The organism is Pseudomonas syringae, assembly GCF_002157375.1.
Lineage (GTDB): Bacteria > Pseudomonadota > Gammaproteobacteria > Pseudomonadales > Pseudomonadaceae > Aquipseudomonas > Aquipseudomonas syringae_T.
In genome coordinates this window covers 89,845-100,288 of record NZ_MTSA01000003.1, presented here as the reverse complement: position 1 = coordinate 100,288, position 10,444 = coordinate 89,845, and the positions used below count along the sequence as shown (strand labels likewise).

At 60.6% G+C, this 10,444-nt stretch carries 10 protein-coding genes; 7 read left to right on the top strand and 3 right to left on the bottom strand.

Features of this window, described 5'->3' with window-relative positions; all coding sequences use genetic code 11:
• Positions 1 to 97: 97 nt before the first annotated feature.
• From BW686_RS04070 to BW686_RS04060, 3 genes are all read right to left on the bottom strand, one after another.
• A complete protein-coding gene (locus BW686_RS04070; RefSeq protein WP_084914475.1) occupies positions 98 to 766 on the bottom strand; it encodes a helix-turn-helix transcriptional regulator in 669 nt (222 codons plus the stop codon).
• 346 nt (positions 767 to 1,112) lie between these two features.
• Positions 1,113 to 2,549, bottom strand: a complete 1,437-nt coding sequence (locus tag BW686_RS04065; RefSeq protein ID WP_084914472.1) for a coniferyl aldehyde dehydrogenase — start codon at positions 2,547 to 2,549, stop codon at positions 1,113 to 1,115.
• A 49-nt stretch (positions 2,550 to 2,598) separates the two neighbouring features.
• Entirely contained in the window at positions 2,599 to 3,273 is a 675-nt protein-coding gene (locus BW686_RS04060; protein WP_084914469.1) for a TetR/AcrR family transcriptional regulator, read from the bottom strand.
• A gap of 156 nt (positions 3,274 to 3,429) precedes the next feature.
• Between BW686_RS04060 and BW686_RS04055 the strand changes: the two genes are divergently transcribed.
• From BW686_RS04055 to BW686_RS04025, 7 genes are read left to right on the top strand one after another with little or no spacing between them, the layout of a single operon-like run.
• Positions 3,430 to 3,855: a DUF2147 domain-containing protein gene (locus tag BW686_RS04055; RefSeq protein ID WP_084914467.1), complete on the top strand. Its 426-nt coding sequence runs from the start codon at positions 3,430 to 3,432 to the stop codon at positions 3,853 to 3,855.
• A gap of 28 nt (positions 3,856 to 3,883) precedes the next feature.
• Positions 3,884 to 4,765, top strand: a complete 882-nt coding sequence (locus tag BW686_RS04050) for a TorF family putative porin (protein ID WP_084914465.1) — start codon at positions 3,884 to 3,886, stop codon at positions 4,763 to 4,765.
• 10 nt (positions 4,766 to 4,775) lie between these two features.
• The gene (locus tag BW686_RS04045) at positions 4,776 to 6,404 is read left to right on the top strand and encodes a xylulokinase (RefSeq protein ID WP_084914462.1); all 1,629 of its coding nucleotides are present in this window, start codon (positions 4,776 to 4,778) and stop codon (positions 6,402 to 6,404) included.
• Complete coding sequence (locus BW686_RS04040; protein WP_084914460.1) at positions 6,401 to 7,078, top strand: class II aldolase/adducin family protein; 678 nt, start codon at positions 6,401 to 6,403, stop codon at positions 7,076 to 7,078. The genes BW686_RS04045 and BW686_RS04040 overlap by 4 nt, the downstream gene beginning before the upstream one ends.
• Positions 7,075 to 8,556, top strand: a complete 1,482-nt coding sequence (locus BW686_RS04035; RefSeq protein ID WP_084914457.1) for an aspartate aminotransferase family protein — start codon at positions 7,075 to 7,077, stop codon at positions 8,554 to 8,556. Before BW686_RS04040 ends, BW686_RS04035 begins: the two co-directional genes overlap by 4 nt.
• 10 nt (positions 8,557 to 8,566) lie before the next feature.
• Positions 8,567 to 9,187, top strand: coding sequence for a hypothetical protein (locus tag BW686_RS04030; RefSeq protein ID WP_084915050.1), 621 nt, complete (start codon positions 8,567 to 8,569; stop codon positions 9,185 to 9,187).
• A gap of 21 nt (positions 9,188 to 9,208) precedes the next feature.
• The gene (locus BW686_RS04025; RefSeq protein ID WP_084914454.1) at positions 9,209 to 10,384 is read left to right on the top strand and encodes an MFS transporter; all 1,176 of its coding nucleotides are present in this window, start codon (positions 9,209 to 9,211) and stop codon (positions 10,382 to 10,384) included.
• The last annotated feature ends 60 nt before the right edge of the window (positions 10,385 to 10,444 follow it).

The window sequence follows — 10,444 nt, the reverse complement described above, 5'->3', positions numbered from 1 at the left end:
TCCGGTAGGGCGTGATCGGCGTGCGGTCCGGCATCGGGCCTGCACGCCGTACCACGGTACTGTCGGGCTATACCGGGTTCTGATGAGTAGAGGCGGCTCAGTAGGCCGGGCAGTTGCTTTCGGACGATGCGTACATCCAGCGCATCAGAGAGTGCCGACCGCTGATACCCAGTTTGATGGCGGCACGGCGTTGGTAGCTGCCGACCGTATTGACCTTGAGCGTCAGGCGTTCGGCCTGTTCGAGTGCGGTGTGACCGGCCAGCAGGCCGAGGCAGACCTGCGTTTCACGCTCGGACAGTGTCAGGCCTGTCTCGCGCAGGCGTTCGTGGAAACGCTCTTCGAAACTCTCTGTCTTGCCGTATTCGAGGCTGGGCATCGCCAGTTGCAAGGCATTCACATGCCGTTCGAGTATCGAGAACAGAAGCGGTGATATGTCGTCCAGCTGGCGGCGTTCTCTGTCGGAAAACGCATGCGCCGGAAGCGCGCGAAACACCGAAATCTTGCAACTGAAGCTCTCCGAAGCCTGATCGGGATACAGATGAATAGAGTCGTTGAGCAGTAACGTGCCCCGCGACGACGTCACCGTCTCGTTGAAGACCGTAGGTGCCGAATCTGCCGGGGCCTGCCAGGGCTGCGGAAGTGATGAAAGGTGCGTGGCATCGACCGCAAGCTGGGTGTCGATCAGTTTGTGGAACATGCTGGAGAAATTACCATTGCCGATGCTGGCGATGGCCCTGCCAATCTGCGGGAGTAGGGTATGAGGCATTTAGTCATCCATGATTTAGAACTGCTGACAAAGGTATAGACGCCAGAAAGACATTGCGGTCACATCAACTTAATCACGAGCGCTACTGCGACTCACGGCTGCGTTAGATGGCCGTTAGATCTCGGTGATAGTGGAATAGCGCAAAGACTACCGTCGGGATGTTACCTAAATGCGTCACGGTCACAAACAGTGATAAGCACTTGGCAATCAGGGAGTATCGCGCCAGCCTGTAGACGTGGCGACGCGTTGTTTCCAGTGTAAAAAGATGGCGGGCGGGCCAAACCGACCGGCTGCTCGGTTTAGCCGTTTCAGGAAACCGACAGGGGGTTAGCCAGCCCGTGCCGACCTATTTGCCGAGCATGAACCGGGTGACCAGGCGCGTCAGGCGTCCATAAGGCGCAGAGACCTTGTCCGACAGGTTGAAGCGGCTCAACTTGAGAACACCACGCGCATGCGACAGGCGGACAAAGCCTTCATAGCCGTGATAGGCCCCGGTGCCACTTTCTCCGACACCGCCGAACGGCAGGTCATCCTGCGTGGCGTGCAGCATGGTGCCGTTGAGGGTCACACCGCCAGAGCGGGTGCGGTTCAGCACCTTATCCACGAATGCCTGATCACTGGAAAAGCAATAAAGGGCCAAGGGCGAGGGCCGGGCGTTGATAAAGGCAATCGCCTCATCCAGCGTGTCGTAGACAAGAACTGGCAGCAGCGGACCAAAGATCTCTTCCTGCATCAGGTCTGAGTTCAATGGCACGTGGGTGAACGCCGTAGGCGGGATCTTGCGTTCGTCGGCCGCGGCGGGCGCATCGTGTTGCCAGGCTTTAGCGCCTGCAGCAACGGCTTGACTGGCCATGCCCAGCAATCGCTCGTAATGCCGAGGCGAGATGATCGAGGTGTAGTCCGGGTTGCTTTCAAGGGTGGGGTAAAGCTTTTTGGCCGCCGCCAGCCATTCGCTGGCGAAGCTATCTGCCAGGTCGCGTGGAACCAGAACGTAATCGGGTGCTACGCAGGTCTGACCGGCATTGAACAATTTACCGATCGCGATCATGCGGGCGGCCTTTCTGATCGAAAAGTCGGCGCAGATCACGACCGGCGATTTGCCGCCCAGCTCCAGGGTCACGGGCGTCAGGTTGTGCGCCGCCGCCGCCATGACCTGCCGCCCGATGCGGGTCGATCCGGTGAACAGCAGATGGTCGAACGGCAGCTCACTGAACTGGCTGGCCAGCATGGCATCGCCGGTGACCACGGCAACCTGATCGGCGGGAAACGTTTCGCTCAGCAATTGCCTGAGCAGTTCAGAGGTTCTCGGGGTCAGCTCTGACGGTTTGATCATCACGCGATTGCCGGCAGCCAGCGCTTCGATCAACGGGATCAGGGTGAGGGTCAGTGGGTAGTTCCAGGGCGCAAGAATGCCCACCACGCCCAGAGGCTGATAAATGACGTTGGCAGAGGCCGGCCGGAAGATAATCCCCACTTTGCGCCGGGCCGGGCGCATCCAGGCTTTGAGGTGCGCGCGAATATGCTTGATGCCGTTGATGACAGGCATCAGCTCGCCGAGTCTGGTTTCGGCAAAAGAGCGGTTGCCGAAATCTGCGCTGACCGCTTCGAGCAACCGGTCCTGATTGTCCCTGACCAGCCGGGAAACGGCTTCCAGGTCTGCCATTCGTTGCGCGTAGGAAGGCGCTCCCTGAGCGCGATTCGCAGCCTGCTGCGCCTCCAGCAGTTCGGCAAGCGCCGCAACAGAATACGGTGTGGTAGGGGGGATCTGTGCAGGCTGGTTCATGCCGGTGCTCCTGGTGCTGTTTATTGTAATAACTGGAGGCGTGTTCAGTTCAGTTGCCTGTTTCGGGACCCAAACGATCCAGGTGACTGACGATCATCGCCGCCACCATTGCGCAAACGTGCCCTGGGTTCAGCGGTTCATCGAACAGCAACTCGATGGTGGCGTGAATCATTTCTACCGCCACTCGAGCAGCCATCGCAATACGTTCAGGGTCCGCGTCCGGGAAAACGCCGGCCAGGATTGCAGCCTGAGCGGTGGAAACCCGACGGTGCGAGTCGAGCCGCACGTGTTCAAGTGCCGGAACCGCCCTCAATGCCTTGAGGGTCCACATGCCGCCCAGCGTGGCGTCCGTCACCCGATAAGTGTCCAGAATCAGCTCGGCAAGCGCCTGCTCAAGGGCTTGCGGCGTGCCAGTCAAGAGTTCAGGCGTGATCCAGTGATCGATCCGCTCGTTCTGCTTCTCCAGCAGACGTTCACCAAGAACCGTCAACAGCGCGTATTTGTTGGGGAAATAGCGATACAGCGCAGGCGGAGTCAGACCGGCGCGCTCGCAGACCAGATTGGTCGACAAGCGCTCCACGCCGACGTCGCACAGGGTCTGGGCCGTGGCCACCAGAATCCGCTCGTAGGTTTCAGTCGCCCGTTGCTGCGCGGGGATCTTTTTTCGCTCTGCCGTTTTTCCCGCGACCTGCGCAGGATCTGTGTCGGTTTTCAGCCTGGCCATAAGTACCTGTCAAAAAGGATGGGGAGCCTGTGTCGCAATGAAAAAAACAGTTGCTGCGCCCTAAAATGATAGCTATAACTATCGTGTAGCGATGACTATCATAACTGAGGCGTCGCTATTGTGACGGTCTGTTAAAAAAAATAAAAAGGTGCCGCTATGAACGTACAGCAATGGCTTTTCTTTTCCTCGGTTCTGATGTGCTCCACTGGCATTCATGCGGCGACAGGTCCGCTGGAGGCCAAGGGACTTTGGCTGACAGCGGAAAAGGACGCCGTGGTCAGGCTGGACGATTGCAAGGATACGGCAGGTGCTCTCTGCGGACAGGTTGTCTGGGTCAAGGATACCGCGTCGACGTCCAGCGATTGCGGCGTACAAATCCTGCAACTGACCCGTTATGACCAGGATGCCTGGCGCGACGGCTGGGTGTATGACCCCCGTGACCATAAAAAATACAAGGGCGCTGTCCGGGTCAAGGACGGTCGCCTCAATGTAAGGGCTTTTGTCGGCACCGAGGTCCTCGGCAAGACAGAGCAATTCGAACGTATCGACACACTGCCTCCTGCCCCGGTTTGCACATTGTAAGTCCGGTCCTTTAGCGTGGGAGAGAATCATGCGCACTCATACAACCCGTTATGCAATGGCGGTAGCACTGTGCTCGGCGGCCTGTCCGACCTTGGCGCTGGCCGATGAAATGTCGAGTTACGCGGTGGACGTCACCGCCAAGGTCAGTTCGGATATTCGCACCCGGGGCATCTCCGATTCGTTGAATAAGCCGGGCGCCAAAGTGACCCTTCAGGTCGCTCATGAATCGGGCCTTGTGGCGCTCGCCGAATTTACCACGGTCAGCAAGAAGCAGTTTCTCGACGGCGATGGAGCCGGAGTTCTGTTCGCCGGTGGCTACCGCTTCGGCGATCCGGATGCCTGGCACTATGGCGTGGGCCTCGCCGCCGAGATGTTTCCAGGGGCTCAATTCAAGGCGCCCAATCGATTCGATTTCGAGACCTTCACGCCTGGCGAAGAACACTCGACCCATTACAACAGCCAGTTTGCAGTGCTTGAAATCGGCTATGGCGCGCTCGAAGGGCGAGTCGCACGGGTGCTCTCGAAAAACTATCGAGGTGCCAACAGCGGCGGTGTTTGCGGCGCGCAATTGCAGTTCCGTGAAGACCCGACCAAAGGCCTGGACTGCTACGCCAGGGGCGATCACAACTCACGGGGCAGCATGCTGTATGACCTGGACTACAAGTACGCGCTGGGCATCAATACCAACCTGAAAGTGCATGCCGGTTATCAGCAGATCGAGAACTTCTCGGAGGCCGACTTTGCTGATTACGGCGTGGGGCTGGTTCATCACTGGTGGGGTTTCGATTGGGGACTCGACTGGGTGACCACCAAAACCAGGGCGCGCGAGCTGTATATGGCCGAGGACGACGGGCATGTGCGTACCACGGACGGCAGTCGCTGGGTGGCGTCGATTTCCCGCACATTCTGAGTAGACCTTTATGACATCGCTTTTCATTTCCCGGACGCCTGAGGCGGCCACCGGCCTGGAGCAACTCGTCCTGGCCATCGACCTGGGAACGTCCGGCTGCAAGTGCGCACTGGTTTCCATGGAAGGCGACATCCGGGCCTGGGCGTTCCACGGCGTACCGCTTCACGTCAGCGGTTTGAGTGCCGAACAGGACCCGGAAGACTGGTGGAATGCTTTTTTGCGCGGTGCCAGCGAGTTGCTGGGGGCCGATTCGCTCAGGCGTCGCCAGGTAGTGGCCGTGTGTTGTTCCACCCAAAGCGAAGGCACGGTGTGTGTCGACCGCAATGGCGCTGCGCTTGGCCGTGCCTTGTTATGGCTGGACAAGCGCGGCGCCGACTCCATCAAGCAACGCATGGGCGGTGGCTGGTGCAATCTGGGTGGCTACGGCCCGCTGAAACTCTGGCGCTCGTTGCGCCTGACGGGCGGGGTGGCGTCACTGTCCGGCATGGATTCGGCCGGGCACATGGCCTACATCCTTGATCATGACCCTGCCAGGTATGAAAAGACCTACAAGTTCCTCAATGTGCTCGATTACATGAACCTGCGGTTGTCGGGTCGTTATTGCGCCACCAGCGACTCGATGCTGACCGCCTGGATCACCGATAACCGCGACCCTCATCGCATTCGTTACGACACAGGGCTGATCAAGGCGCTTGGCATCGACGCCGGCAAATTGCCGGAACTGGTGTGGTCTACAGACATTATCGGCACGTTGCAGCCCGAACTGGCCGATGCACTGGGGCTGCCACGCTCGACGCCAGTGGTGGCCGGGGCCGTGGACACCTCGGCCGTGGCGGTAGGCGCCACCGTGAGTGACTTTGCGCCGCACCTTTATCTGGGCACTTCGTCATGGGTCGGTGCGCATGTGCCGTTCAAGAAATCCAGCGTCCGTCATCACATCGCGGCGGTTCCCAGCGCGGTCAGAGGGCGCTACCTGGCGATGGCCATGCAGTCTGCGGCGGGGGCCAACCTGTCGTTTTTGCGGGACAAGGTGCTTTATCACCCGGATGAGCTGCTGAGCGACGAGCAACAGCCGGATGTGTATGCGCTTCTTGACCGGATCGCAGCCCGGGTGCCGCCCGGCTCGCGAGGGCTGATCTACACGCCCTGGCTGTGCGGCGAACGTTCGCCCACCGGCGACCCGAGTCTGCGTGCCGGGTTGTTCAACCTGAAGCTCGAACATTCCAGGGAAGACATCATCCGTGCCTTCATGGAGGGCGTGGCACACAACACGCGCTGGATGCTGGAGCCGTTCTCGCGGTTCATCGGCCAGCCCGGGGGCGTCATCGTGGCCACCGGCGGCGGCGCGCAATCGGACGTGTGGTGCCAGATCATGGCCGATGTCTGCGGGCGAGTGATCCAGCAGCCGCACAACCCCATCCAGACCAATGCCCGCGGAGCCGCTTTCATCGCTGCCGTGGCGCTGGAAAAACTCCAGTTCCACGATTTGCCCTCGCTGCAACGACCCCATCGGCTTTACGAGCCTTCCACGTCAACCCGCAGCCTGTATGACGACCGCTTCGCCACGTTCAAAGAAGTGCGCAAGCGCCTGGCACCGCTCTATCGCAGGCTGAACCCATCGCAGGAGACGGCATTATGAGTTCTGTTCAACAGCAGATCGTCGCACTGTCGCGGCATCTGTCTCGCCGCGGCTTCTTCGCCGCAACCGGCGGCAACCTCGCGTTGCGTGTAGATGCGCTGCACATCGCTGTCACGCCGTCGGCCACGGACTATTTCAGCATGCGACCGGAGGACGTCTGTGTGCTGCGGCTCAAGGACCTGAAACAGTTGTCGGGAGAGCGTTCACCCTCGGTGGAAAGCTCGTTACACGCGAAAGTCCTGCGCAGCCGACCGGATGTCAATTGCAGCATCCATACCCATCAACCACTGGGCAGCGCCTGCACACTGTTTGGCGAAGCGCTGGACGTGCCATACCCGCAGCTGTGGAAGTCGCTGGGAAAACGCATTCCGCTGGTCGGTTATGCACCGTCCGGCTCCAGCTGGCTGGCCGGCAAACTGAGCAAGGCGGTCCGCGCTGACCACAACGCTTATCTGATGCGCAATCACGGCGTGCTGTGCTGCGGCCCGGACATCGAAACCACCCTGGCACGTCTGGAAGACCTGGAAACATTTTGCCGTGACCATCTGCTCAACCGGATCAAGGTCAATGCCGGGGGAGAGCCCGAGTCACGTGCCGCCATCGCCCGTCTGGTCAGCGCCCTGGCCAGTGCGCATGCCATCAGCCCTCAGACTTTCTCAGAGACTCAATCATGAACAAACCTCTTGATCCTGCCAGCATTCCCAAGGCCCCGGCTTCAGCGGTATCGCAATGGCCTGATGTCGATTCGCTCTATCGTCGTTTCGATGCGCTGGTGAAGCAGCCCATTCGCCCGATCAAGCGGGACGCGATGAATAAGGTCATGGGTTATTTCGATGAACGTTGCCAAGGCTCAAAGCGCCTGTCCGAGGCCGCAAAAAAAGTCATACCGGGAGGCGTGCAGCACAACCTGGCCTTCAACTATCCGTTTCCGCTGGCCTTCTCTCAGGCCAAAGGTGCGCACCTGACGGACATCGATGGCAATCGTTACACCGACTTTCTACAGGCGGGCGGCCCGACCTTGCTAGGTTCGAATCATCCGGCCATTCGCGAGCAGGTCAACCGGATACTGGACGAGTGCGGTCCGGTCACCGGTCTGCTGCACGAATACGAGGTCAAGCTGGCCGAACTGGTCTGCGAGATGATGCCGGGCGTCGACATGGTCCGCTTGCTGGGTTCGGGCACCGAGGCCGTGATGGCGGCTGTGCGCCTGGCGCGGGCGTATACCCGCAAAAAGTGGGTGATCAAGATCGGCGGGGCCTATCACGGCTGGAGCGACCAACTGGTTTACGGCATGCGCCTGCCGGGTACGGGGCGGATGGAGGCTGTGGGTATTCCGCGAGGCGCCACGGCAAACACTCAGGAAAGTCCGCCCAACAACCTGGACGCCTTGCGCCGCAGGCTGCAAATCAATCGGCTGCGGGGTGGCACTGCCGCGGTGATGGTCGAACCCTTTGGACCGGAAAGCGGGACACGACCGGTGCATGCTGACTTCAACCGTCAATTGCGTGCGCTGTGCAACGAGTTCGACACGCTGCTGATTTTCGATGAAGTGGTCACCGGGTTTAGGGCCGGTCTGGGCGGCGCCCAGGCGTATTTCAATGTCTTGCCGGACATCACCGTACTGGGTAAATGCCTGACCGGCGGATACCCGATGGCCGGTGCCATTGGCGGGCGCCGTGACGTGATGCAACTGCTGGCGGGTGGTATTGGCACATCGTCCCGACGGGCGTTCGTCGGCGGGACGCTGTCGGCCAACCCGCTGTCCTGTGTGGCGGGTTACTACGCCTTGCTCGAGGCGCGCCGTCTTGATGCGCCGGCACTGGCGGGACGGGCAGGCGACCGTATGCGGGCCGGGCTCGAAGAGATCATCCAGCGGCGCGGTTTGCCCTACGTGGCATACAACATGGGCTCCATCGTGCATTTGCAGACATCCGGTGTGCTGCTGCTCGACACCAGCAACCCGCTCAAGTTGTTAAAGGCGCGTAACGAGGCCAAGACCCGCAAGCACATGATGGAGGAGATGGGGGCCGCTTACACCGCGCATGGCCTGATCACCCTGGCGGGCAGCCGTATATACACCAGCCTGGCGGACACCGACGACGTCATTGATGACGCGCTCGAGCGTTTCGACACTGTCTTTCAGCTGGTGTGAGGTGAGCATCATGCGAGAGTCACTTCGACAGCAATGGTTTGACCTGCGTGAGCGCCTGATGGGCCAGGTGGATTCGCACAGCAGCATGTCCCTGCGGTTGCCGGGCGAGCAGGGCATGTGGCTGGGAACACTCGATGACCTGGCGCCACAGGTCATCGACTGGTCCGCTTGCGCAGTACCCGCCAGCCATACCCACGCGGCTATTTACCGAACCCGGGCGGATGTCGGCGCGATTCTGATCGGCGGCGGGACGTTCGCAAAAAGTCTGGTGGATTTTGGCGGTGTCATGCCGATTCTATTTGATGAGCAAGCGCGTCACATCGGCCATATGGGCGAGCCTGCCCGACAGGATCAACCCTTGGCGAACACATTGAAGCGAGGCGGGAACGGCGCGTTGATCGGGGGCACGCCGGTGGTCATGGGTACCACGGGCGCTCGTATGGCACTCAATGCCGAACTGTTTGAAAAGTGCGCCAAGGCCTTCACCCTGGCCAAAGCGTGCGGCACGCAGCTCACGCTTCTGCCTTGGTGGGTGGTGCTGGTGGCCAACGGAAGGCTGATGAAAGACGAAAAGCGCGCGGCGCAGCATTTTGCCGATGGCAAGATTCCGCCGGAAACCCGCGGTTATTGAAACTCCGAAGAGGCGCATGCCATGCAAACGTCGTCCGCTGTAACGCGCAGGCAACTGAGTGCCGCGTTGGCTCTGGGCTCAGTCGCTGTGCTGATGGTGGGGCTGCAACCGCTATTGCTGGGTGAGTTGCTCGCGCAGAACCACGTGTCACTGGAGGGCGTCGGGCTGGTCGCCATGGGGGAAATCGTCGCGCTGGGGCTGGGCGTGGTGCTGGGCGACTTGCTGCGGTCAAGGCTGAACCTGCGCCTGCTCACGGTCATCGCCCTTTTTTTCGCTGCCGGAATGGACCTGGTGACCGCCAATGTCACCGGCGATGGTCCGTTGACCGCCGCACGTGCGGTGGCAGGGCTGGCCGAAGGGTTGCTGTTATGGGGGGCCGTCAGCCTGATCGTACAAGGGCCGGCTCCGGACCGGGTGGCAGGCGTGTTCATGGTGGTCCAGACACTGGCGCAGGCACTGATAGCGGCGGTACTTGCTTTCTGGATATTGCCTGGCCAGAGCGTCTATGCCGGTTTTGTGTTTCTGGGCGTGCTGACGGCCGTTTCGGTGGTGTGCGTCGCCTGGTTGCCCATACGACTGGCGTGCCAACCTGACAAGCAGCCCGACGTATCCGGTTTCAGATGGAACTTCAAGCACGCAGGGCTGCTGATTCTGGTATTCCTGCAACTCTCGGCCATCGGCGCGCTGTGGGCCTATCTGGAACCCTTGGGTACCCACGCCGGCCTCACTTCCCAAGCGGCGCAGTTGCTGGTATCGGCCATGCTGTTCATGCAGGTCGTGGGCGGATGCCTGGGGATCTTGCTGGTGCGCAGGGTGCCCGACTATTCGATGCTGGCGGTGGCCGCGCTGCTGCTGGCCAGTATTGCACTGGGCATGTACGTGGCGGCTGATCAGGGCATAACGGTATTCCTTGGGCTGTGCAGCTTCTTTGCGCTGGTCTACCTGATGCTGACGCCTTTTCAGGTGCGCATTGCACTGCAAATTGATCCCTCGGGCAGGATCGCCGGGCTTATCCCGGGCATGCAATTGCTGGGCTGCGCGTTTGGCCCTTTGCTGGCGTCGCAATGGATCGCAGGCGAAAACGCGCAGCCGGTTCTGCTGGTCAGTACCTGGTTCTCGGTGATAGCGCTGCTGTTGGTGGGGATATTGCGCAAGTGTTCGGCGGGCAGGAAAGTCGGCGCTGTAAGCAGGGCTTGATGCGCCGGAGTCAGACAGGCTGAAGGCAATCCAAGCCCTAAAAGCTCGCCAATCGTTGGT

Coding starts and splice junctions, on each gene's coding strand:
- BW686_RS04070 (WP_084914475.1), bottom strand. CDS start 766: ATGCCTCATACCCTACTCCCGCAGATTGGCAGGGCCATCGCCAGCATC.
- BW686_RS04065 (WP_084914472.1), bottom strand. CDS start 2,549: ATGAACCAGCCTGCACAGATCCCCCCTACCACACCGTATTCTGTTGCG.
- BW686_RS04060 (WP_084914469.1), bottom strand. CDS start 3,273: ATGGCCAGGCTGAAAACCGACACAGATCCTGCGCAGGTCGCGGGAAAA.
- BW686_RS04055 (WP_084914467.1), top strand. CDS start 3,430: ATGAACGTACAGCAATGGCTTTTCTTTTCCTCGGTTCTGATGTGCTCC.
- BW686_RS04050 (WP_084914465.1), top strand. CDS start 3,884: ATGCGCACTCATACAACCCGTTATGCAATGGCGGTAGCACTGTGCTCG.
- BW686_RS04045 (WP_084914462.1), top strand. CDS start 4,776: ATGACATCGCTTTTCATTTCCCGGACGCCTGAGGCGGCCACCGGCCTG.
- BW686_RS04040 (WP_084914460.1), top strand. CDS start 6,401: ATGAGTTCTGTTCAACAGCAGATCGTCGCACTGTCGCGGCATCTGTCT.
- BW686_RS04035 (WP_084914457.1), top strand. CDS start 7,075: ATGAACAAACCTCTTGATCCTGCCAGCATTCCCAAGGCCCCGGCTTCA.
- BW686_RS04030 (WP_084915050.1), top strand. CDS start 8,567: ATGCGAGAGTCACTTCGACAGCAATGGTTTGACCTGCGTGAGCGCCTG.
- BW686_RS04025 (WP_084914454.1), top strand. CDS start 9,209: ATGCAAACGTCGTCCGCTGTAACGCGCAGGCAACTGAGTGCCGCGTTG.